The organism is Demequina iriomotensis (assembly GCF_000971395.1).
GTDB lineage: Bacteria > Actinomycetota > Actinomycetes > Actinomycetales > Demequinaceae > Demequina > Demequina iriomotensis.
On record NZ_BBME01000010.1, the window covers coordinates 337,974 to 360,301 of the forward strand.

Here is a 22,328-nt window from a genome sequence, read left to right on the forward strand (position 1 = left end):
GATGAGGTGCATGACGAACCGGACATTCTCCCCCGCCCTCGACCGGATCCTCGACGCCGCAGACGACGCGGTGTTCGCGGATCGCCTCTCGCACGCGCTCGACATCGATGCGTTCGCGAGCTACCTCGCCTTCCAGGAGATCGTCGACAGCTACGACGCGCCCACCCAGCCGGGCGGGCACGCGTACGTGTGCGTCGACACCACCACCGGCGCCCTCGCCGTGGTCGACTGGACGCTCGACGTCTCGGTGGGCACCCGGCAGGGCCTCGGCGACGCCGCCGCGGCGCGGCTGCTCGCGGAGCGCTTCCTCACGCAGCCCGACTTCGCGGCACGCGTCGACGCCGAGCTCGAGCGTCTCACCGATGCGCTCGTCGCCTCGGGCGAGGACGATGCGAGCGCCCGCGTCGCCGCGCGCGTGCTGCGTCGACACGCGACACGCCTCCACGCGGCCGAGCTGCCCGCCGCGATGCGCGAGCCTCAGCGAGCCTGACGGACGATGCGCCGTGCTCGGCCCGCGCATCGTCCCCCCTGCTAGGTTCGAATCACCGCGCAGGAAGGTCGGCCACCATGTCGGACATCACCGCCCCGGCGATCACGCTCCCCGAGTACGGCGTCCATTCCGAGGTCGGCCGCCTGCACAAGGTGCTCACGTGCTCGCCCGGGCTCGCGCACCACCGGCTCACGCCGTCGAACTGCCAGGATCTGCTGTTCGACGACGTCATGTGGGTCGAGAACGCCGAGCGCGACCACGCCGCGTTCGTGCAGCTCATGCGGGATCGCGACATCGAGGTCAAGGAGCTGCACACGCTGCTCGCGGAGACCCTCGCCCTGCCCGGCGCTCGCGCATGGCTGCTCGACCGGAAGGTCACGCCCGACGAGGTCGGGCTGGGCCTCGCGACGGACATCCGCGCGTACCTCGACGAGCTCGACTCGCTCGAGCTCGCGCGCCACATCATCGGCGGCCTGTCGACGCTCGACCTCCCGCGCGACTTCTCGCCGCCGGGCATCCAGCTGGTGCGCGAGGAGTCCGGCATGCGCGACTACCTGCTCCCTCCCCTGCCGAACACGCTCTTCACCCGCGACACGACCTCGTGGATCTACGGCGGCGTCACGCTCAACCCGCTCTACTGGTCCGCGCGGCACGCCGAGACGCTCGTGATGAAGGCCGTCTACTCCTTCCACCCCGACTTCGCCGACGCGGTGAACGTGTGGTGGGGCGACCCCGAGCTCTCCAACGGGCTCGCGACGCTCGAGGGCGGCGACGTCATGCCCGTCGGCAACGGCACGGTCCTGGTGGGGATGTCGGAGAGATCCTCGCGCCAGGCCATCACCCAGCTCGCGATGGAGCTGTTCCTCGGCGAGGGCGCGGAGCAGGTGATCGTGGCGAAGATGCCCCGGCTGCGCTCCGCGATGCACCTCGACACCGTGTTCACGCTTGCGGACCGCGACATCTGCACCGTGTTCCCCGGGATCATCGACGAGATCGAGACCTACGTGATCCGCGAGGCGCCGGCGCCGACGATGCTCGACGTGCGCCGCGACGAGCGTCCCTTCGTCGACGTGGTCGCCGAGGCGCTCGGCGTCGACCTGCGCGTCATCGCCACGGGCGGCGACCGCTACGCATCCGAGCGCCAGCAGTGGGATTCGGGCAACAACCTGCTCGCGCTCGAGCCCGGCGTGGTGGTGGCATACGACCGCAACACCCACACCAACGAGGAGCTCCGCTCCGCCGGGGTCGAGGTGCTCGAGATCGTGGGTGCGGAGCTGGGACGCGGCCGCGGCGGCGCGCACTGCATGACCCAGCCGCTGCTGCGCGACGCCTAATCTCTTTTACGCAACAGTGATGTTGCGTTTTACGCATCGCGCCCGCTAGGGTGCCGGTAAGGCAAGCCTCACCCGCCTCTCCCCGGCGCCTCCCGCGCCCCCGTCCTCACCAGGAGTTCCCGTGCTCTCACGCGTCATCGACGCGCGCCTGCGCGCGCCCGGAATCATCGCCGGTGCGCTGCTCGCGCTGTTGCTCTCCACCACGCTGATCGCCCTGCCCGCACGCGCCGCGGACGCCGCGCCGTCGCTGGTGTGGGGCGTCAAGTCCTCGTTCCGCTCGTACATCGCGGGCGCCGGCACCATCTCCGTCTCCTCCCCCGCGACGGACGACGGCGCCGCCACCACCTTCCCCTTCACCGCGGGTGACGAAGCGTCCGGGGCCTTCGCGGGAGCCGTCATCTTCGACGCGCACGGCGGCGCCCTGCACCTTGAGATCGCCGATCCGTCCGTGAGCGTCTCCGGTACCACCGGCACGCTCTCCGCGACGGTCGGCGGGACGCCCATCCCCGTCGCCACGCTCGACCTCTCCGGCGTCGCACCCACCGTCGCTAGCGGCCTCGTGACGTTCACCGGCGTGCCCGCCGTGCTCACGGCCCAGGGCGCGGCCGCGTTCGTCAGCTACCCGACCGGCACCGCGATGGACCCCGTGACGTTCTCGCTCCCCGCGGGCGACACGACCACGCCGGAGACCGACCCCACGGACGAGCCCGAGGTCGAGGAGACCGACGAGCCCGAGGTCGAGGAGACCGAGACACCCGCCCCGGCGACGCCCGAGGTCGCGGTCGACCGCACCGCGCAGCTCGACGGCACCGGCGACACCATCACCGTCACCGGCACCGGGTTCCTGCCCGCCGACCCGGCCACCACGGGCGTCCGCCCGCCTCTCGCAGGGAGGTTCACCGGCATCTACGTCACGGTCGGCAAGTTCGCCGAGACCTGGCAGCCCAGCGCGGGCGCCGCATCGTCCGCGCGCAAGAACGCCCACACCGCGTGGGCGCTGCCCGCGGCGAGCATGGCCACCGTCGGCGGCACCGCCGCCGGCGCGATCGAGCTCACCGACGAGGGCGCCTTCTCCGTCACCTTCGACGTCGCCGACGACGAGCTCGACGCCGTCGAGGGCGACTGGGGCGTCTACACCTACGCCGCGGGCGGCGCCGTCTACGCACCGTTCGAGACCGAGACCCTCCTCACGTTCGCGCCGCGCGTCACCGTCACCCCGACCGAGGGGCTCGACGACGTCGCGACGCTCGCCGTCGAGGGCCGCAACTTCCTCCCCGCCGGCGCCGCCACCACCGGCAAGTACCCGCCGCTCGCGGGCAAGTTCACCGGCGCGTACGTCGCGGTGGGCAAGTTCGCGGACGTCTGGCAGCCCACCGCGGGCGCCGCATCGTCCGCGCGCCCGAACTCGGACGTCCGGTGGGCCGTGCCCGCCGCGGAGGTCGACACCATCGGCGGCACCGCCGCCGGCGCCGTCGCGATCGACGGCAGCGGCACCTTCACCACCACCCTCGAGGTCGTCAAGTCCGAGCTCGACGCCGTCGAGGGCGACTGGGGCGTCTACACCTACGCCGCCGGCGGCGCGAAGCACGCGCCGTTCGAGACCGCGACGCCGATCGCCTTCGCGTCGGACGATGCGCCGGCCGGGTCGGGCATCGCCGTCACCCCGGTCTCGGGTCTCGCGGACGGCGACACCGTCACCGTGACCGGCTCGCTGCCCGCCCAGGTGGGAGGCGCCGACACGTCGGTCTACCTCATGTACTGCGCCGCGACCGGCGCGGAGCCTGGCACGGCCGCGGGCCGCCCGTCCGGCGACCTGTGCGACCCCTCCCGCCAGGCGTGGCTCATGCACACGTCGGTGTACGGCCAGCCCGCCACGGGCGCCGTGACCGACGGCACGTGGACCTTCGAGACGACGCTGGACGTCGCGAGCGCGTTCGGCGACGTCGACTGCACCGCCTCCGGCGTCGAGTGCGGCGTGTTCGTGCGCCTCGCGCACACCTTCCCCGGTGACTACTCGCTCGACCAGCTGGTGCCGGTGAGCTTCGCGGGCGACGCCGGTTCCGGCTCGGGCGGCGGCTCCGGCGGCTCGGGCGGCGGCTCGGGTGGTTCCGGCTCCGGCGGTTCCGGTGACGGCTCGGGCTCGGGCACCGACGGCGGCTCCGGCTCCAGCGGATCCGGCTCAGGCTCGGGCTCCCAGGGCGGCACCGCGACCGTCGGCCGCCTCACCTGGGGCGTCGACGCCGGCTTCCGCTCGTACGTCACGGGCTCGATCGCGCAGGGCGCGATCTCCGTCACGGGCGCGACCGCGTCGAACGGCGCGTTCACCTTCACCCAGTCCGGCGGCGACGCCGACGCCTCGAAGCAGACGGGTACGGCACGCTACGCCGGCGCGGTCACGTTCACGGGCCACCACGGTGCGCTGAACCTCACGGTGGCGAACCCGTACGTCCGGCTCGGCTCGACCGGCGCGACGCTGAGCGTCGAGGTCGACGGCACCCGCGTCGACTTCGCGACGCTCCACCTCGCTGCCGGCGGCCGCTCCACGGTCGACGGCGCAGTCCTGTGGTCGAACGTCCCCGCCACCCTCACCGCCGCGGGCGCCGTCGCGTTCGACGGCTTCTACGCCGCAGGTCGCGCGCTCGATCCCGTGACGTTCAGCGTGGGCACCGGCTCCGCCACGGCGGGCCGCGGCTCCACCACCACGGTGTCGACGGCGGCCCCCGCCGCATCGTCCTCCTCGACCGAGGTGCCGGCGGCACCTCCGGCGACCACCGGCATCGTGCTCGACGACGCGACCCGGGCGGCGCTCATCTCCGGCGAGACGGTCACGCTACGCGTGGGCGGCTTCGCGCCCCACGAGACGGGCATCCGCGTCGTCGTCTACTCGACACCCACGGTGCTCGCGGAGGACCTCACGGCCGACGCGGAAGGCTACGTCACCTGGACCGGTGCGCTCCCCGGCTCGCTCGTGGGCACGCACACCCTGACGTTCCAGGGCTCGGAGAGCTTCGGCGTGGTGCTCGACATCCCGGCGCGCACCATGTGCACGGTGGACGATGCGACCCTCGCCTGGGGTGTCAAGGACTCCTTCCGCGCATACATCGAGGGCACCATCGCGAACGGGGGCTGGACCCTCACCGGCGTCACGGAGGAGGCCGGCGCGTTCACGTGGCCGGGTGCCGGCGCGCTCGACACCGACCCCGTGAGCGGAGCGGTGGCCTTCACCGGGTCCGTGCGCTTCACCGGGCATGACGGCGCGCTCGACACGACGCTCGCGAACCCGACCCTCGACGTGAGCGGCGGCGTCGCGACCCTGCTGGTCGACGTGAGCGGCGATCGCCAGGACGGCACCGAGGTCGACGCGGAGGGTGTCGCGTTCGCGGCGCTCGACATGGCGGCCGGCGACGTCTCGGTGGACGGCGACGTGGTCACGGTCGCGGGCATCCCGGCGACGCTGACCGCGGCGGGCTCCGAGGCGTTCGGGACCTACCCCGCCGGCGAGGCGCTCGACACGGTCACCCTCACGCTCACGAGCGCCCAGGCCTGCGCCGGGGTCGTGGCCGGGCTCCCGGCCCCGGAGGTGGTCGCCGAGCCGACCGAGGAGCCGAGCGCCGAGGCCGCCGACCCGACCGTCGCGGTCGAGGACCAAGCCGCGGCGGAGTCCGAGGCGACGACGACCGACGAGGGTTCCGTGACCTGGTGGCCGTGGGCCGCGGGCGCGCTCGCGCTGGTCGCAGCGGGCGTGGCGTTCGCGGTGAGGCGCTCCCGCAAGGCCTGAGCCGCAGGGACGACGGCGCCCCCGACCGCACGGTCGGGGGCGCCGTCGCATCCCCCTCTCCGGACAGTGCCAACGGATCTCGCCGCGACACGCCGCGCGCGGGCCCGAATACGCCCCGATCATCGGCGTGTCGCGGTCAACTCCGTGGGAAGTGTCCAGGGAGCGAGGGGGCGGTCAGCGCTTCGGGAGCACCACGGGGAGGCCCGTGTCCGGGTCCTCGATGACGCGCACGCCGAGTCCGTAGACCGGCTCGAGCAGCTCCGGGACCAGGACCTCGCGCGGCGACCCCAGGCCCGCGAGCCGCGCACGGTCGAGCACGGCTATGCGGTCGGAGTAGGCCGCGGCGAGCGACAGATCGTGCACCACGACCACCACGGCGCTCCCGCCGCGTGCGAGCTCGCGCGCGAGCGCGAAGACCTCCTCCTGGTGACGGATGTCAAGCGCCGCGGTGGGCTCGTCGAGCATGACCACCGGCGTGCGCTGCGCGAGCACCCGCGCGAGCGACACCCGCGCACGCTCGCCTCCGGACAACGACGTGAAGGCACGCTCGGCGAGGTGCGCGACGTCGGCCCGCGCGAGGGACTCGGCGATCACCGCATCGTCGTCCTCCGCCTCGGGTCGAGCGCGCCACGGGCTGCGCCCCATCGCGACCACCTCGCGCACGGTGAACGCGAACGCCACCTGGTTGTCCTGCGTGAGGACCGCGCGCTCGCGCGCGAGCGGCCCCGGAGCCCAGGCGGACAGCGGCCGCCCGTCGAGCTCGACCAGCCCGCCGGCGAGGTCCCGCTCGCCCGACAGCGCGGACAGCAGCGTCGACTTGCCGGCACCGTTGGGCCCCATCAGCGCGAGCAGCTCGCCGTGGCGCACGTCGAGCGTGACCTGGTCGACGAGCGTGGCGCCGCCCGCCCGCACGGTGACGTCGCGCGCGTGGATCGCGGCGGTCACGCCCAGCCTCCCGACCGCGTGCGCTGACGGCGCAGCAGCCAGAAGAAGAACGGCCCGCCCACCAGCGACGTGAGCAGCCCGATCGGCAGCTCGGCACCCGTGACGAGGGTGCGCGCCGCGACGTCGGCGTAGGTGAGCAGCACGGCGCCGCCGAGCGCGCTCGCGCCCAGCAGGGCACGATGCGCGGGGCCCAGCACGAGCCGCATGAGGTGCGGCACCACGAGCCCGACGAAGGAGATGATGCCGGCGTACGCGACCGCGGCGCCGGTGAGCACGGCGACGACGAGGATCGAGACGATGCGCAGGCGCTCGACCCGCACACCGAGGTGCGAGGCGGTGCGCTCCCCCAGCGCGAGCAGGTCGTATCGGGGCGCGAGCACGAGCGCCACCGCGACGCCCGCGGCCGCGAGCACGGCGACCACCGCGACCTCGGGCCAGCGCGTGCCGTTGAGGCTGCCCAGCTGCCAGAACACGATCTGCTCGCGAGCGGCCGAGTCCCCGACGAACAGCAGCAGCGCCAGCCCCGCGCCCGCGAACGCGTTCACCGCGATGCCGGTGAGCAGGAGCGTCACCACCTCGGTGCGACCGTTCGCCCGTGCCATCGCGTAGACCAGCAGCGTCACGCCCACGCCGCCGGCGAAGGCGAAGCCCGCGACCGACGCCACCGAGCCGAGCGCCGCGCCCGTGACGATCGCGAGCGCGGCGCCCAGCGCCGCGCCGGACGAGACGCCGACCACGCCCGGCTCGGCGAGCGGGTTGCCGAAGATCGCCTGCATCACCGCGCCCGCCACCGCGAGCGCCGCGCCGACGAGCACGCTCATGGCGACCCGAGGGAAGCGGATCTGCCACAGCGCCTGCGTCGTCACGTCGTCGACCGGAGCCCACGCGGTGGGGAGGCCGACGCCCTCGAGCGCCGCCCCCACCACCTCGGCGGGCGAGATCGCGAGCTGCCCGACGGCGGCCGAGACCAGCACCCCGGCGACGAGCGCGACCCCCAGCGCCGCGCAGACGACGACGGCGCGGCGTATGCGCGCGCTCACCCGCCGTAGACCGCTGCGGCGAGCGCCTCGACGATCGCGGCGGAGCGGGGCCCGAACGCGAGGATGTCGTGATCGTCCATGTCGACGATGCGCCGGTTCTCCCCCGCGCTCGTCAGCGCGATCGCGGGCCGCTCCGCGAGGAGCCCGTCGATGCCGCCCACGGACTCGAGGCCCTTGGTCATCACCAGGATGACGTCCGGGTCGGCGGCGAGCATGGCCTCGTCGGTCAGCGGCTGCATGCCGCGGATGCCGGCGTCGGCCGCGGCGTCGACCCCGCCCAGGGCGTCGATGAGATCGTCCGCCCCGGACTCGTCGCCGAACATGTAGTAGACGCCGGCCGAGCCCCTCAGATAGAGGAACGCCATGCGCAACGGCTCGGGCTCGCGCGCCGCGAGGTCCGCGACGTCGGCGGCGGCCTGCGCGACCTCGGCGGCGATCCGGTCGGCCAGGGCGGCCCCGGGGTCGGGGACCCCCAGGGCGGCGCCCACCTGCCGCGCGAGCTCGCCTGCGCCGGCGAAGCCGTCCTCGTTGTCGACGTAGACCACCGGGATGCCGGCGTCGCGCACCTGCGCGACCGCGTCGGACGGGCCGATGCTGCCGTCCGTGATCACCACCGACGGCTCGAGCGCGAGCACCGCCTCGGGCGTGAGCGTGTGGCTCGCGCCCGTGACCACCGGCACGTCCTCGAGACCGGGCAGCTCGGCGGCGGTATCGCGGCCGACGATGCTCCCCCCGAGGCCGAACGCGACCACCGTCGCGGCGATCGCCCCGGTCATGTCGACGGCGACGATGCGGCTCGTGTCGGACACCGTGACATCGCGGTCGCCGTCACGCTCGTGGGACGCGACCGACACGGGCAGCGCCGGGTCCGCCGCGCCGTCGAGGACCGCGACGCCGCGATCGGCGAGCACGGCGGTGGCGGGACCCGCGACGTCGGCACGCGCCGCCGCCGCGGTGGTCACGGCGTGGGTCGCCGACGTGCCGGCGGCGCAGCCCGACAGTCCGAGCGCGGCCGCGACGAGGGCCGCGAGGAGGCGAGGCGCCACTACGCGGCCGCGCGGGCGTCCGCGCCCAGCGCGTCGAAGATCGCACCGTTGAAGTCGAACGCCGCCTGCGCCTCCTCGATGAGCGCGCGCTCCTGCACGGCATCGAGCGCGAGCGCGTCGAGCTGGGCGCGATAGTCGCGCTTGTAGCGCACGGGCGAGTCGATCGACTCGAAGCGGTAGAAGCCCAGCTGCGCGTCCGTGGCGCCGTAGTGGCGCGCGACCAGCGCCGCGATGGCCTGCCCTCCCGAGAGATCCCCCAGGTAGCGCGTGTAGTGGTGCGCGATGTAGCGGGGCGTGTCCGCCGCGTCGAGGCCGCCGAGGTGATCGACGTACGCCTGCGTCGCGGGCAGCGCGGGGTGCTCGGCCTGCCAGTCGCCCGCGCCGAGCTCGGCGAGGTCCGCCTCCATCGACGGCACCCGCCGCAGGCCCGCGTCCGCGAGGAACCCCGGGTCGCCCGGCTGCGGCGCGCGCGCCTCGAGCGCGCGGTAGACGTACGTGTACTGCGCGAGGTAGCGCACGTAGGCCGCGAGGTCGAGCTCGCCACCCATGAGCCGGGTGATGAAGCCCCTCGACTCGGTGTCACGGTGCTGGGGAGCGGTGGCCTCGCGGAGGCGCGCGGAGAGTCCCGAAGGGGCGTCGGTCGCAGTCATGCGAGCAACCTACCAATTCCGCAATAGCCGTGTCACGTAATTCGCCGCCGGCGGGAAGCGAAACACCCCGGCTCGGCCACGTCGTCGGGGCCGTGCCGGGGTCACGGTAGGTGCGGACACGCCATTGTGTCCGCACTCGATGACGCTAGCGCCCTCCGGACCAGGAACGTTCAGCGTTACGCAATAGTTATCAATGTCATCGTTCACATCCGCGCATCGCACACGATCCCCGGGCGTCGGCCTCCCCGAGGGGCTCGACTACAGTCGACACAGGGGGTGACGCCCATGACCGGAGCCGCGACGGACACCGTCGACGCGGCCGCGCGGGAGCCCGAGCGCCCCGCCCCTCACGCGACGCCTCGCCGCCGCGAGCCGCGCGCGCGACGCGCCCCCGCATCGTCCCGCCGCGCGCCCGGGCTCCTCGAGCCGACGTTCTCCGGCGTCGGGCTGGTGGTGGGGGCGTTCTTCATCTCGGTGTCGCTCGAGCCGTCGCTGCTGCCACGCATCCCCGTGGTCCAGGGCCTCGCGTCGGGGGTGTCGTTCATGCTCGGCTACGGTGCGGGCGCGGGCGCGCATGCGGTCTGGAACTACCTCCAGGTGCCCAACCTCCACGGCCGCACGCGGCGCATCGTCGCCTGGTCGCTGCTCGCCGTGATCTGGGTCAGCCTGTCGCTGTCGGTGTGGCGCTGGGTCGGATGGCAGAACGGCATCCGACGCACCTTCGGCATGGAGGACCTCGACCCGACGGCGTGGCCCATCGTCATCGGCACCGGCGTGGCGGTAGCCGCGGCGCTGCTGGTGCTCGCGCGCGCGCTCCGGGCCGTCTTCCGCTGGGCCGACCAGCTCATGCTCCGCTTCCTGCCCCCGCGCCTCGCCATCACCCTGGCGACCGCCGGCACGGCGATCCTGCTGTGGCTCCTGGTGTCCGGCCTGCTGGTGCGAGGCCTGTTCGCGGGCGCCAACGAGGCGTTCTCCGTGCGCGACGCCTCCGACAAGGCCGGCACCACCGTCGTCACCTCGACGCTCAAGTCCGGCGGCGCCGACTCGCTGGTCGAGTGGGAGCAGCTGGGGCGCCAGGGACGGAGCTTCGTGTCGACGGGACCCACCGTCGAGGAGCTCGACGCGTACACCGGGGGCGGCGCGGTCGAGCCGATCCGTGTCTACGTGGGCCTCAAGTCGGCGCCGACGCTCGAGGAGCGGGCCCAGCTGGTGCTCGACGAGCTCGAGCGCACCGGCGCGTTCGACCGCCAGGTGCTGGTCCTCGCCACCACCACCGGCACGGGGCTCATCGACGCGAACGCCGCGGACTCGCTCGAGTTCCTCTACGGCGGCGACACCGCGATCGCCGGGCTGCAGTACTCGTACCTGCCGAGCTGGCTGTCCCTGCTGGCGGACCAGGCCTCCGTCGCCGAGGCCTCACGCGCCGTGTTCGACGCGGTCCACGACCACTGGGCCGAGCTGCCCGAGGCGTCGCGTCCCGAGCTCTACCTGTACGGCCTGTCGCTCGGCTCCGCGGGCGTGGAGTCGATCCTCACGGGCCCCGACATCCTCAACGAGCCCATCGACGGCGCTCTCATGACGGGCCCCACCTTCCTCAACCTGCTCCACAACCAGCTCGAGCGCACGCGCGACGCCGGCTCGCCCGCGTGGCTGCCCGTCGTGGGCGACGGCCGCACCGTCCGCTTCACCGGCGAGGACGATGCGCTCGACGCCCCCGGGGCGACCTGGGGCGACACCCGCATCGTCTACCTCCAGCACGGGTCCGACCCCGTGGTGTTCTTCTCCCCCGTCACGTTCTACCGGGAGCCGGAGTGGCTCCAGGGCGACGCGCGCGCCCCCGACGTCTCGCCGCAGATGCGCTGGTTCCCGCTCATCACGGGCTGGCAGACCCTGCTCGACATGCCCGCCTCGGGCTCGGTGCCCGAGGGCTACGGACACATGTACACCGCGAGCGCGAACCTGCAGGCCTGGGTGGGCGTGACGCGACCGCCGGACTGGTCGGCGGAGGACACGGCGACGCTCGGCACCTACCTCGACGCGCGTCGCGCCGAGCGGCTCACCCTGCTCGAGCAGCTGGGCCAGTAGCCCCGGCAGCAGAACGGGCCGCCGGGTCACCCCGACGGCCCGTCAGCGACGTCTCAGTCCTTGCGCTTGTCCGCCGCCTCCTTGAGCAGGAACATCGGCAGGATCCACGTCGCGAGCGCGGTGACGAGCCACACGAGCACCGTGGCGGCGATCCACGTCCCGATCCCGTCGATGGTGAAGTCGTCGACCACCAGAGTCGCGATGAGCAACGCGACGAACGTCGAGACCAGCCCCACGCCGCCGAGGATCGCATTCGCATACTTGGTGGCCATCTTGAAGATCAGCGGCGACAGGATCCACTGCGCGACGGCGTAGATCACGGTCGCCACCACCAGCGCGGTGAACGGCAGGGACATGTTGTCGCTCAGGATCAGCGACGTGATCCACAGGCCCAGGGCTGCGGAACCGAGGAAGATCAGCGTGTGAATCAGGAATCGCACCATGGTGCCGACGCTACCCCGGGCACCCGGAAAGCGCGCGGCGAACCAGGGACGTTGCAGGATTCGCGCACCCCGGGACGATGCGCAGGATCAGTCCTTCGCCGCGGCCGGCTTCCCCTCGGGCTTGTCACCGATGCGTCCGAAGATCCCGGGGAGCACCCACACGCCGATCGCCGTGATGAGCCACACGAGCAGCGTCCCGCCCGCCCACGCGCCGAAGCCGTGGATCGCGAGCCCGGACGTGAGCGTCGCCGTGATCAGCAGCGCCACGAACGTCGAGATGATGCCTACGCCTCCCACCACGGCCCGCGCGCGCTTGTGGATCTGACGCTCGATGATGGGCGACAGCAGGCTCTGCGCGAGCGCGAAGATCACGGTCGCGGTGATGAGACCGCTGATCTTGAGCTCGAAGTCCGAGCCGAGGATGAGCGACGTGAGCGCGAGCGCGACCACCGCCGAGGCGAGGAACACCGCGGCCTTGAGCAGGAATCTCTCCATGGGCCGACGCTACCGCGTGGCGCCCGGCGCCCGCGAGGGGTGCGACCCGCATCGTGCCTGGACACGGATCGAGGGTGCCTCCCGATGGGAGGCACCCTCGTTCGCTGTCGACCATCTCGCCGGCTTCCAGGGACTTGAGGCCGGTGAGCAAGACGATTCGGTCCTAGGACCTTGTGCCCAGAACAGTACCGCATCCCCGTTCATTCCCGGCACCGTTCCGCGCGTCGCGAATCAGACACCTGTCAGACAGTCCCGTCGGCTAGGTTCGGTGCATGCTGCACCACGCCCCCCTCATCACCACGATCGCCGTGGGCCTGGTGGCCGCGTTCGCGCTCGGGCTCCTCGCGCAGCGGATCCGGCTGTCCCCCATCGTCGGATACCTCGCCGCGGGACTGCTCATCGGCCCCTACACGCCGGGGTACGTGGGCGACGTGGACCTCGCGACGCAGCTGAGCGAGATCGGCGTGATCCTGCTGATGTTCGGCGTGGGGCTCCACTTCTCCTTCAAGGAGCTCCTCGCGGTGCGCCGCGTCGCCGTTCCCGGCGCGATCCTGCAGATGATCGCCGCGACCGCGCTCGGCACGGGCCTCGGCCTGTGGATGGGCTGGGGTCTCGCGAGCGCGATGCTGTTCGGCCTCGCGCTGTCCGTCGCGTCGACGGTGGTGATGCTGCGTGCCCTCGAGGAGCGGCAGATGCTCGACACCCGCGCGGGCCACATCGCGGTCGGCTGGCTCATCGTCGAGGATCTCGCGATGGTGATCGCTCTCGTCGTGGTGCCCGTGCTCGCAGGCGGCGACGGCGACCTCACGGCGGGTCACCTCGCGGGCGAGCTCGCGCTGACGGTGGCGCGCGTCGGAGGCTTCGTCGCCCTCATGTGGTTCGTCGGCCGCCGCGTCATCCCGTGGACGCTCGCGCGGGTCGCGGACACGGGCTCGCGCGAGCTCTTCACGCTCGGCGTGCTCGCGATCGGGCTCGGCGTCGCGGTGGGCGCGGCGTGGCTGTTCGAGGTGTCCTTCGCGCTCGGCGCCTTCTTCGCCGGCATGATCCTGCGCGAGTCCGACCTCGCGCATCGTGCCGCCGAGGACTCCCTGCCGCTGCGCGACGCCTTCGCCGTGCTGTTCTTCGTCGCCGTGGGCATGCTGGTCGACCCCGGCATCGTGCTGCGCCAGCCGCTGGGCCTGCTCGCGACCGTCGCGATCATCGTCGGCGGCAAAGCGGCCGTGGCCTTCGTGCTCGTGCGCGCGCTGCGGTACTCGCGATCGATGGCCCTGGTCATCGGCGCCTCCCTCGCGCAGATCGGCGAGTTCTCCTTCATCCTCGTGACGCTCGGCGCGGACCTCGAGATCCTCCACCAGGACGCGCAGGACCTGGTGCTCGCGGGCGCCATCCTGTCGATCATCGTCAACCCGCTGCTGTTCGCCTGGGTCGTGCGCGTGACGTCGCGGCGCGCCGCGCCCACCGCAGTCGAGGACGATGCGCCGTTCGCCACGGTCGCCACGGACCACGTCATCGTGGTCGGGTACGGACGCGTGGGCGGACGCGCCGCGCGGCGCCTGTGGGAGGCCGGCGTGCCGACCGTGGTGATCGACGACGACGAGACGCGCGTCGCGCGGATCCGCGCGCTGGGGCACGAGGCGGTGCTCGGCAACGCGGTGCGCGAGAAGGTGCTGCGCGCGGCCGGCATCGTCGCCGCGCGAGCGGTCCTGGTCGGCGTGCCCGACCCGCTCAACGCGGGTGCCGTGGTCTCCGCCGCCCGCGAGCTCTCCCCCGAGGTCGACATCGTCGCGCGCGGCCACGGCAAGCGCGACGTCGCCTACCTCGAGGAGCAGGGCGCGTCGCGGGTGCTCGTGGGCGTCCACGAGGTCGCCGACCTCATGGTCGAGCGCGCCGGAGGGCCGGCGAACGATCCCGAGGGCTCCCGCTGATCGACGGGCGCCGTCGTCGCCGCGCCCAGCGGCGGGGTTCGGCCTAGCCTGGCGGCATGAGCCACGACGCCGCGCACCTCGATGCGCTCGCGAGGGCGCTCGGCCGCGCCTTCGACGCGGCCTTCGGCGAGGCGCTCGCGGATGCCTCCACCACGCGTGTCGAGCACGCGATGCTCAGCCGCCTCGCCGCCTCGCCCGAGCCCCTCACCTGGGAAGCGCTCGAGGCCGGCCTGATCCCGCGCTACGGACCCGTCGCGTGCACCGAGGCGTGGAGCTCGCTCGAGGTGGCCGGGTGGGCGGTCGAGCCCGACGGGCTCTACCTGGCGACCGATGCGGGGCGCGCCGTGATCGCCGACCTCGAGGCCGCGCGCGAGGCGATCGTCGCCCGCGCCCTCGACGGGCTCGGCGAGGACGAGGTCGCGGCCGCGACGCACGCGCTGCGCGCCATGATCGCGAACCTGGGTGCGTGAGCATCCGGTCGAGCGGTCACTCGATCCCGCGCAGCACCCGGTTCCACGCGTTGGTGGCGGCCACCACCTCGATGATCGCGCCGAGCTGCGCGGCGTTGAACCACGCGCCCACCTGATCGCGCATCTCGCCCTCGAGACCGCGTGGCGCGTCCGTGAGCACCTCGGCGAGGCGCAGCGCGGCCGCGTCGCCGTCGGAGACCAGCCCGTCGCGCATCTGACGCACGGGACGCGCCAGCGCGCTGATGAGATCCGGGCGCGCGCCGGCCTTGGCGAGCGACTCGGAGTGGAGCCGCGCCGAGGAGCGGCACCCGTTGAGGTGCGACACCCGCAGGCGGATCATGTCGCGCAGGCGCGGCTCGAGGGGGTCGCCCGCATCCGCGTCGATCGACTCCAGCGCCTTGAGGAAGCCGGCGCCCACCCTCGCCTCCATGCGCGAGAGGCTACCCGCGCATCGTGCCCGGGACGGGGCGCACGCGCCGCGGGCCCGATTCCGCGCATCGTCCCCGCTCTGGAAGAATGTCCCCCATGACTTCGCGCATCCCCGACAAGGCCACCGTCGACGGGCTTGAGGACCGCTGGAACGAGGCCTGGGAGGCCGCCGGCACCTACCGCTTCGACGAGTCGAAGACCCGGGAGCAGGTGTACTCGATCGACACCCCGCCGCCCACCGTGTCGGGCTCGCTCCACGTCGGCCACGTCTTCAGCTACACGCACACCGACGTGGTCGCCCGCTTCCAGCGCATGCGTGGCCGCGAGGTGTTCTACCCCATGGGATGGGACGACAACGGCCTGCCCACCGAGCGCCGCGTGCAGAACTACTACGGTGTCCGCTGCGACCCGACGCTGCCCTACGTCGAGGGCTACGAGCCCCCGTTCGAGGGCGGCGAGGGCAAGTCGGTGAAGGCCGCGGACCAGCAGCCCATCTCGCGCAAGAACTTCGTCGAGCTGTGCGAGCGCCTCACCGCCGAGGACGAGAAGCAGTTCGAGGCGCTGTGGCGACACCTGGGCCTCTCGGTCGACTGGTCGCGCACCTACCAGACCATCTCCCCCTCCTCGCAGGCCGTGGCCCAGCAGGCCTTCCTGCGCGGGCTGGGCCGCGGCGAGTGCTACCAGGCCGAGGCGCCCACACTGTGGGACGTGACGTTCCGCACCGCGGTCGCGCAGGCCGAGCTCGAGGACCGCGAGCGCCCCGGCGCGTACCACCGCCTGGCGTTCGAGCCGGCGGCCGACATGGAGGAGGCCACCGGCTCGTACGAGTCCGTGTGGATCGAGACCACCCGCCCCGAGCTGCTGCCCGCGTGCGTGGCGCTGGTCGCGCACCCCGACGACGAGCGCTACCAGCCGCTGTTCGGCACGCACGTCCGCACGCCGCTGTTCGGCGTCGAGGTGCCCGTGGTCGCGCACCACCTCGCCAACCCCGAGAAGGGGTCCGGCATCGCGATGATCTGCACGTTCGGCGACGTCACCGACGTCACGTGGTGGCGCGAGCTGCGCCTGCCGACGCGCCCCGTGCTCGGCTGGGACGGCCGCATGCTGGCCGAGGCGCCCGCCGGGATCTCCTCCCCTGAGGGGATCGCGGCGTACGGCGAGCTCGCGGGCCTCACCACGTTCTCCGCGCAGAAGCGCATCGTCGAGATGCTGGTCGAGGCCGGCGTCATGGACGGCTCTCCCCGTCCTATCAGCCACCCGGTGAAGTTCTTCGAGAAGGGCGACAAGCCCCTCGAGATCGTCACCACGCGCCAGTGGTACATCCGCAACGGCGGCACCGACAAGGCGCTGAACGATGCGCTGGTCGCCCGAGGCTCCGAGCTCGACTTCGAGCCCGACTTCATGCGCGTGCGCTACGAGAACTGGGTGCGCGGGCTCACGGGCGACTGGCTGATCTCGCGCCAGCGCTTCTTCGGCGTGCCGATCCCGGTCTGGTACCCGGTGCTCGAGGACGGCTCGCCCGACTACGACCACCCCCTCGTCCCCTCGGAGGAGTCCCTCCCCGTGGACCCGTCGGTGGACGTGCCCGTCGGGTACTCCGCGGACCAGCGCGACGTCCCCGGCGGCTTCACCGGCGAGAAGGACATCATGGACACGTGGGCGACCTCGTCGCTCACCCCGCAGATCGTGTGCGGCTGGCGCGACAACCCCGCGCTCTTCGCTGCGACGTTCCCCATGGACCTGCGCCCCCAGGGCCAGGACATCATCCGCACGTGGCTGTTCTCGACCGTCGTGCGCTCGCATGCCGAGCACGGGACCCTGCCGTGGAAGCACGCCGCCATCTCGGGCTGGATCCTCGACCCCGACCGCAAGAAGATGTCGAAGTCGAAGGGCAACGTGGTGACCCCCATGGGTCTGCTCGAGACCCACGGCTCCGACGCGGTCCGCTACTGGGCCGCCGCGGCGCGCCTGGGCACCGACGCCGCGTTCGACGAGGGCCAGATGAAGATCGGCCGTCGCCTCGCGATGAAGGTGCTCAACGCGTCGAAGTTCGTGCTGGGCGCGACCGGCATCGCGACCGAGGCCGATGCGTCGCTCGAGGCCGGCGTGGCCGCGGCCGCGGCGGTCTCCTCCGCCGCCGTGACCGAGCCGCTCGACCAGGCGATGCTGTCCGCGCTGGCCGATGTGGTGGACGCCTCCACCAAGGCGCTCGAGGGCTACGACCACACGAAGGCGCTCGAGGTTGCGGAGACGCTCTTCTGGACCTTCTGCGACGACTACGTGGAGCTGGTCAAGGCCCGCGCCTACGACGGCGCCGCCCCCGGCGCCGCGATCGACCCGGCCGCAGCGTGCTCGCCGGGCGCCGCATCGGCCCGCGCGACCCTCACGCTCGCGCTCGGCACGTTCCTGCGCCTGTTCGCGCCGGTGCTGCCGTTCGCGACCGAGGAGGTGTGGAGCTGGTACCAGGAGGGATCGGTCCACCACGCCGCGTGGCCCACGTCCGAGCCGCTGCGCGCCGCCGCCGGCGCCTCGTCCACGGGCGCTCCCCTGCTGGCTGCGGCCGGCGAGGCGCTGTCCGTGCTCCGCAAGGTGAAGTCCGAGGCGAAGGTCTCGCAGCGCACGCCGCTCGTGTCGGTGGACCTGCTGGTGCCGGCGTCGAAGGCCGCGCTGGTGCGCTCCGCGAAGGCGGACCTCCTGGCCGCCGGTCGCGTCGAGTCGATGCAGATCGTCGACACCGAGGCGGCGCTCGAGCCCGGTGTGGACGGCCTCGTGAACGAGGACGGCTCGCCCGACGAGATCGCGGACCCGACCGTCATGCGCACGGAGAACGCAGTCCTGGGCGAGGCGTAGCCCGCTCGCGCACCGTGGGTGCCCCGTCCCGCCCCAGCGGCGGAATGGGGCACCCACAGTCGTTTCCGGGCGCCGGGTGCGTTCCATGGGGCACCCACGGTCATTTCCGGGCGCCCGCCGCCTCCCATGGGGCGTTCCGCACTCCGCGCTCCACCCGCGGAATGGGGCACCCACGGTCGTTTCCGGGCGCCTGGCGCCTCCCATGGGGCACCTTCACGACGCCCACCGGATCACGCGCGGGAGCGGAGCACCTCACGCACCGTCTCGCGGCACCATGCCGGCCGCTCCATCACGTCCCCGTAGCTCAATCGGACGGTCAGGATGCCGACGGTCGCGAGCATCGCGTCTCGAGCGATGTCCCGTTTCCGGTCCGGAGGCGATGAATGGTTTTCGTCACCGTCCAGCTCGACGGCGGTCATGGTGACGGGGTCGTACATGTCGAGACGGAAGCTGACACCATCCACCCAGACCCGGTGCTGCCGCAGGAACCGGCCGAACTCCGCCGATGCGAAGACCGTGCGGAGCCCCTGCTCCTCGAGGAAGCTCTCGGCGCCTCGCGCGGCCGAGTCGATCCGCCGCGCCAGCTCGCGGCGCGCCGCACAGCGCGGGACCCTCGCGAGCGTGTCGGCGAGGGCCCCGGCGCTGGTGGCGCCGGTCCGAATCGCCCGGAACACCACATCGCCCCGGTCGCGCCTGGGCAGGCTCCCGTACCCGAAGATCACCGTGAGGTCCGCGCTGAGCACCGTCAGGCGACCGCGCCGCACCGTCGGCGGTCGCCAGCTCATGCGCCGCACCCGGATCCAAGACGGCGGGTGCGGCTTCTCGTGATGGGGAACCGCCACCTCGATCGTCTCGGGCGGCTCGGTGACGAATCCCCAGACGAACATCGCCGCGATCCCGCACAGCGCCGCGTTCGGTCCGGCCCAGAGCAGCGCGGCATCGGCCCGGACCGCGAACGACGCGCGGTGCACCGCACCCGCGTACACGCCCGGCAGGATCCTCGACGCCTCGCCCCGCGCGATGGCCGCGCGAACCTTACGCGGCGAGGAGGCCGATGCCAGCTCATCGAGCGTGTAGGCGCGGGGCTCGCGCGTGAGGAGATCGACAAGTGCTGCGCCGGTGTCGGGCGCCGGCAACGGTCTCAAGTGGGTCATGGCACCTATGTATGGCGCCGCGCCGCTCCCTCGAGTCGAGCTGAGCGGAACATGTGGAGCCGATGACTGCGTCCGGGCGCTGTGGACATCACCCGGCATCCGCGCCGAGTGACCGTCCACGCCCCATGACGCGCAACGGCTTCGCCAATCCGACCGTCAGCGCCCCATTTCGGAGACCGGGCGAGGGACGATGCGGGCCAGGCCGGGACTGGCGGGCGACGCGCACCGGCAGCCCAGGGGGCGCCCGGTGGGCCAGGCGGCGCCGCGCGGGAGGTCAGGCCGCGCCTTGCTCCTCGATGCGGCCCTCGTAGGCCGGCATGGCGCGCTCGATGACGGTCTCGCGGGTGACGGTGACGCGGGCGATGTCGTCCCGGCCGGGGACGTCGAACATCGTCTCCTGGAGGACCTCCTCCATGATCGCCCGTAGCCCGCGCGCGCCGGTGCCGCGCTCGAGGGCCTGCTCGGCGATCGCGTGGATGGCATCGGTGTCGAACTCGAGCTCCACGTTGTCGAGCTCGAACATGCGCTGGTACTGCTTCACCAGCGCGTTCTTGGGCTGCGTCAGGATGCTCACCATCGCGTCGACGTCGAGCGGGTTGACGGTGGCGATCACCGGCATGCGCCCGATGAACTCGGGGATGAGGCCGAACTTGTGCAGGTCCGCCGGCGTGACCTCCGAGAAGAGGTCGGTGTTGTCCTGCTCCTTGAGCGTCGCGCCGAAGCCGATGCCCTTGCGTCCCACGCGCGAGCTGATGATCTCCTCGAGGCCGGCGAACGCGCCGCCGAGGATGAACAGCACGTTGGTCGTGTCGATCTGGATGAACTCCTGATGCGGGTGCTTGCGCCCGCCCTGCGGCGGCACCGAGGCCACCGAGCCCTCGAGGATCTTGAGCAGCGCCTGCTGCACGCCCTCGCCCGAGACGTCGCGCGTGATCGACGGGTTCTCCGCCTTGCGGGCGACCTTGTCGATCTCGTCGATGTAGATGATGCCGCGTTGCGCCTTGTCGACGTCGTAGTCCGCGGCCTGCAGCAGCTTGAGGAGGATGTTCTCGACGTCCTCGCCCACGTAGCCGGCCTCGGTCAGCGCGGTCGCGTCCGCGATGGCGAACGGCACGTTGAGCATCTTCGCGAGAGTCTGCGCGAGGTACGTCTTGCCGGTGCCCGTGGGGCCGATGAACAGCACGTTGGACTTCGCGATCTCGACCGCGTCGTCGTCCTTGAGACGCGTCTCGCCCGCGCGCACGCGCTTGTAGTGGTTGTACACGGCCACCGACAGCGCCCGCTTGGCGCTCTCCTGGCCCACGATGTACTGCTCGAGGAAGTCGAAGATCTCGCGCGGCTTGGGCAGCTCGGTGAGCTCGGCCTCGACCTGCTCGGCGAACTCCTCCTCGATGATCTCGTTGCACAGCTCGATGCACTCGTCGCAGATGTACACACCACCGCCCGCGATGAGCTTGCGCACCTGCTTCTGGGTCTTGCCGCAGAACGAGCACTTGAGCAGGTCGCCGCTGTCAGCGGGTCGGTTCATCGTGGGACTCCTCTCACGAGCTGCGTCGTGTCATTCAAGGCTACCTACGGCCCCTGACACGCGGGCGACGGCGCGCCGCGCCTCCCCCATAGCATGCCGAACATCAGGCACGATGCCGACAATCCTTAGCATTTCGTGACCTTCGGTACGTCGCTGAGGAACGCACGACGGGGCGCCGGCATTCCGCCGACGCCCCGTGCGTACGAGTGAAGGGCCGCTACGCGCCCGCGGGACGGACCGCCTGGGTGCCCTTGCGGGACTCGAGGACCTGGTCCACGAGGCCGTACTCCTTGGCCTGATCGGCCGAGAGGAACGTGTCGCGCTCGATGTCCTCGCGCACCTTCTCGGGCGTCTGGCCCGAGTGGAACGCGAGGGTGTTCTCGAGCCACTCGCGCATGCGGAGCATCTCCTCCGCGTAGATCTCGATGTCCGAGGCCTGCGCACGCGCGCCGCCCTCGATGCGCGGCTGATGGATCATCACGCGGGCGTTGGGCAGCGCGAGGCGCTTGCCCGGCGTGCCCGCCGCGAGCAGCACGGCCGCCGCGGAGGCAGCCTGGCCCAGGCACACGGTCTGGATCTCCGGCTTGATGTACTGCATCGTGTCGTAGATCGCCGTGAGAGCGGTCTGCGAGCCGCCGGGGCTGTTGATGTACAGCGTGATGAGGCGGTCCGGGTCCTGCGACTCGAGCACCAGCAGCTGCGCCATCACGTCGTCCGCCGACGCATCGTCGATCTGCACGCCGAGGAAGATGATGCGGTCCTCGAACAGCTTCGCGTACGGGTCCTGGCGCTTGAAGCCGTAGGCCGTGCGCTCCTCGAACTGGGGAAGGATGTAGCGCGACGAGGGGGCGTCGTACGCCCCGCCGCCGAAGGTGCCGGCCGTGCGGCCGGCCGCCTGGAACGCGCGCTGGATCTCGCTCACGCCTTGCCTCCCTGGGACTTGTCGCCGGCCTCGGCGGCGTGCTTGATGACCTTGTCGACGAAGCCGTACTCGAGCGCCTCGTCCGCCGTGAACCAGCGGTCGCGGTCGGCGTCCTTGGTCACCTGCTCGAGCGTCTTGCCCGTCTGCGCGGCGGTCAGCGACGCAAGCACCTTCTTCATGTGCATGATGAGCTCTGCATTGATGCGGATGTCGGTCGCGGTGCCGTAGATGCCGCCCGAGGGCTGGTGCATCATCACGCGGGCGTGCGGCGTCGCGAAGCGCTTGCCCGGCGCGCCCGACGAGAGCAGGAACTGCCCCATCGACGCCGCCATGCCCATCGCGACGGTCGCGACGTCGGGCTTGATGTACTGCATCGTGTCGTAGATCGCCATGCCCGCGGTGATCGAGCCGCCGGGGCTGTTGATGTACAGGTAGATGTCCTTGTCCGGGTCCTCCGCGGCGAGCAGCATCATCTGGGCGCAGATGGCGTTCGCGTTGTCGTCGCGCACCTCGTCGCCCAGCCAGATGATGCGCTCCCGCAGCAGCCGGTTGAAGATCGAGTCGTTGAGGCCCATCCCGGGCCCCTCGCCTCGCGCCGTGATCTCGTTCACGTGTGTCCTCCTGTCGAGCGTCCTGACCGACACTAACGCGCGCCACCGACCGGACGATGCCGTTGACCCCCTGGTTTCGCTACGGGGTGAACGCACGGCGGCCGATCGCGCGGCGGGACGATGCGCGCGCATC

The 22,328-nt window shown here is 72.3% G+C and carries 18 protein-coding genes; 7 read left to right on the forward strand and 11 right to left on the reverse strand.

The window, feature by feature from the left end; genetic code table 11:
- Positions 1–10: 10 nt before the first annotated feature.
- The 3 genes from AOM09_RS05060 to AOM09_RS05070 all read left to right on the forward strand — a co-directional run bounded on the left by AOM09_RS05060 (position 11) and on the right by AOM09_RS05070 (position 5,602).
- Entirely contained in the window at positions 11–490 is a 480-nt protein-coding gene (locus tag AOM09_RS05060; RefSeq protein ID WP_062385161.1) for a CotH kinase family protein, read from the forward strand.
- A 77-nt stretch (positions 491–567) separates the two neighbouring features.
- Positions 568–1,824 carry an arginine deiminase gene (locus tag AOM09_RS05065; protein WP_062385163.1) on the forward strand — a complete coding sequence of 419 codons (1,257 nt, stop codon included), beginning with the start codon at positions 568–570 and terminating at the stop codon, positions 1,822–1,824.
- Between the two features lie 121 nt (positions 1,825–1,945).
- Entirely contained in the window at positions 1,946–5,602 is a 3,657-nt protein-coding gene (locus tag AOM09_RS05070) for an HtaA domain-containing protein (RefSeq protein ID WP_062385166.1), read from the forward strand.
- A gap of 174 nt (positions 5,603–5,776) precedes the next feature.
- Here AOM09_RS05070 and AOM09_RS05075 read toward each other — a convergent pair whose 3' ends face one another.
- The 4 genes from AOM09_RS05075 to AOM09_RS05090 are packed head-to-tail and all read right to left on the reverse strand — an operon-like array spanning position 5,777 to position 9,283.
- Positions 5,777–6,547 carry a heme ABC transporter ATP-binding protein gene (locus AOM09_RS05075; RefSeq protein ID WP_082098853.1) on the reverse strand — a complete coding sequence of 257 codons (771 nt, stop codon included), beginning with the start codon at positions 6,545–6,547 and terminating at the stop codon, positions 5,777–5,779.
- Positions 6,544–7,587: a FecCD family ABC transporter permease gene (locus AOM09_RS05080; protein ID WP_062385167.1), complete on the reverse strand. Its 1,044-nt coding sequence runs from the start codon at positions 7,585–7,587 to the stop codon at positions 6,544–6,546. The genes AOM09_RS05075 and AOM09_RS05080 overlap by 4 nt, the downstream gene beginning before the upstream one ends.
- Positions 7,584–8,633: a heme/hemin ABC transporter substrate-binding protein gene (locus AOM09_RS05085; protein ID WP_062385169.1), complete on the reverse strand. Its 1,050-nt coding sequence runs from the start codon at positions 8,631–8,633 to the stop codon at positions 7,584–7,586. Before AOM09_RS05085 ends, AOM09_RS05080 begins: the two co-directional genes overlap by 4 nt.
- On the reverse strand, positions 8,633–9,283 hold the full coding sequence (locus AOM09_RS05090) for a biliverdin-producing heme oxygenase (RefSeq protein WP_062385171.1): 651 nt from the start codon (positions 9,281–9,283) through the stop codon (positions 8,633–8,635). The genes AOM09_RS05085 and AOM09_RS05090 overlap by 1 nt, the downstream gene beginning before the upstream one ends.
- Before the next feature lie 285 nt (positions 9,284–9,568).
- On the opposite strand from AOM09_RS05090, the gene AOM09_RS05095 reads away from it, so the two are divergent.
- On the forward strand, positions 9,569–11,368 hold the full coding sequence (locus tag AOM09_RS05095; RefSeq protein WP_062385173.1) for an alpha/beta hydrolase: 1,800 nt from the start codon (positions 9,569–9,571) through the stop codon (positions 11,366–11,368).
- 53 nt (positions 11,369–11,421) lie between these two features.
- Here the strand turns inward: AOM09_RS05095 and AOM09_RS05100 are convergent, their stop codons facing one another.
- Positions 11,422–11,811 carry a phage holin family protein gene (locus tag AOM09_RS05100; protein ID WP_062385175.1) on the reverse strand — a complete coding sequence of 130 codons (390 nt, stop codon included), beginning with the start codon at positions 11,809–11,811 and terminating at the stop codon, positions 11,422–11,424.
- Positions 11,812–11,898: 87 nt separating this feature from the next.
- Positions 11,899–12,306 (reverse strand): phage holin family protein, encoded by a 408-nt coding sequence (locus AOM09_RS05105; RefSeq protein WP_062385177.1) that lies wholly within the window; start codon positions 12,304–12,306, stop codon positions 11,899–11,901.
- A 272-nt stretch (positions 12,307–12,578) separates the two neighbouring features.
- Between AOM09_RS05105 and AOM09_RS05110 the strand changes: the two genes are divergently transcribed.
- Positions 12,579–14,231 carry a cation:proton antiporter domain-containing protein gene (locus AOM09_RS05110; protein ID WP_062385179.1) on the forward strand — a complete coding sequence of 551 codons (1,653 nt, stop codon included), beginning with the start codon at positions 12,579–12,581 and terminating at the stop codon, positions 14,229–14,231.
- 56 nt (positions 14,232–14,287) lie between these two features.
- Positions 14,288–14,701: a winged helix DNA-binding protein gene (locus AOM09_RS15150; RefSeq protein WP_062385188.1), complete on the forward strand. Its 414-nt coding sequence runs from the start codon at positions 14,288–14,290 to the stop codon at positions 14,699–14,701.
- Positions 14,702–14,717: 16 nt separating this feature from the next.
- On the opposite strand, the gene AOM09_RS05120 is transcribed toward AOM09_RS15150, so the two are convergent.
- A complete protein-coding gene (locus tag AOM09_RS05120; protein ID WP_082098854.1) occupies positions 14,718–15,131 on the reverse strand; it encodes a carboxymuconolactone decarboxylase family protein in 414 nt (137 codons plus the stop codon).
- Between the two features lie 95 nt (positions 15,132–15,226).
- Here AOM09_RS05120 and valS point away from each other — a divergent pair, with 95 nt between their 5' ends.
- Positions 15,227–17,980 (forward strand): valine--tRNA ligase, encoded by a 2,754-nt coding sequence (valS, locus tag AOM09_RS05125; RefSeq protein ID WP_369346034.1) that lies wholly within the window; start codon positions 15,227–15,229, stop codon positions 17,978–17,980.
- A gap of 230 nt (positions 17,981–18,210) precedes the next feature.
- Here the strand turns inward: valS and AOM09_RS05130 are convergent, their stop codons facing one another.
- The 4 genes from AOM09_RS05130 to AOM09_RS05145 form a co-directional block, all read right to left on the reverse strand.
- Entirely contained in the window at positions 18,211–19,116 is a 906-nt protein-coding gene (locus tag AOM09_RS05130; protein ID WP_062385193.1) for a PDDEXK family nuclease, read from the reverse strand.
- A gap of 292 nt (positions 19,117–19,408) precedes the next feature.
- The gene (gene clpX, locus AOM09_RS05135; RefSeq protein ID WP_062385195.1) at positions 19,409–20,662 is read right to left on the reverse strand and encodes an ATP-dependent Clp protease ATP-binding subunit ClpX; all 1,254 of its coding nucleotides are present in this window, start codon (positions 20,660–20,662) and stop codon (positions 19,409–19,411) included.
- 217 nt (positions 20,663–20,879) lie between these two features.
- Positions 20,880–21,584, reverse strand: a complete 705-nt coding sequence (locus tag AOM09_RS05140; protein WP_228375063.1) for an ATP-dependent Clp protease proteolytic subunit — start codon at positions 21,582–21,584, stop codon at positions 20,880–20,882.
- Positions 21,581–22,159, reverse strand: a complete 579-nt coding sequence (locus AOM09_RS05145; RefSeq protein ID WP_062385296.1) for an ATP-dependent Clp protease proteolytic subunit — start codon at positions 22,157–22,159, stop codon at positions 21,581–21,583. The genes AOM09_RS05140 and AOM09_RS05145 overlap by 4 nt, the downstream gene beginning before the upstream one ends.
- Positions 22,160–22,328 lie beyond the last annotated feature (169 nt).

Excerpts from the sequence above, each read along its gene's own strand:
- AOM09_RS05095 (WP_062385173.1), top strand. The coding sequence starts at position 9,569 with ATGACCGGAGCCGCGACGGACACCGTCGACGCGGCCGCGCGGGAGCCC.
- AOM09_RS05120 (WP_082098854.1), bottom strand. The coding sequence starts at position 15,131 with ATGGAGGCGAGGGTGGGCGCCGGCTTCCTCAAGGCGCTGGAGTCGATC.
- AOM09_RS05065 (WP_062385163.1), top strand. The coding sequence starts at position 568 with ATGTCGGACATCACCGCCCCGGCGATCACGCTCCCCGAGTACGGCGTC.
- AOM09_RS05145 (WP_062385296.1), bottom strand. The coding sequence starts at position 22,159 with ATGGGCCTCAACGACTCGATCTTCAACCGGCTGCTGCGGGAGCGCATC.
- valS (WP_369346034.1), top strand. The coding sequence starts at position 15,227 with ATGACTTCGCGCATCCCCGACAAGGCCACCGTCGACGGGCTTGAGGAC.
- AOM09_RS05100 (WP_062385175.1), bottom strand. The coding sequence starts at position 11,811 with ATGGTGCGATTCCTGATTCACACGCTGATCTTCCTCGGTTCCGCAGCC.
- AOM09_RS15150 (WP_062385188.1), top strand. The coding sequence starts at position 14,288 with ATGAGCCACGACGCCGCGCACCTCGATGCGCTCGCGAGGGCGCTCGGC.
- AOM09_RS05110 (WP_062385179.1), top strand. The coding sequence starts at position 12,579 with ATGCTGCACCACGCCCCCCTCATCACCACGATCGCCGTGGGCCTGGTG.
- clpX (WP_062385195.1), bottom strand. The coding sequence starts at position 20,662 with ATGAACCGACCCGCTGACAGCGGCGACCTGCTCAAGTGCTCGTTCTGC.
- AOM09_RS05105 (WP_062385177.1), bottom strand. The coding sequence starts at position 12,306 with ATGGAGAGATTCCTGCTCAAGGCCGCGGTGTTCCTCGCCTCGGCGGTG.
- AOM09_RS05060 (WP_062385161.1), top strand. The coding sequence starts at position 11 with ATGACGAACCGGACATTCTCCCCCGCCCTCGACCGGATCCTCGACGCC.
- AOM09_RS05090 (WP_062385171.1), bottom strand. The coding sequence starts at position 9,283 with ATGACTGCGACCGACGCCCCTTCGGGACTCTCCGCGCGCCTCCGCGAG.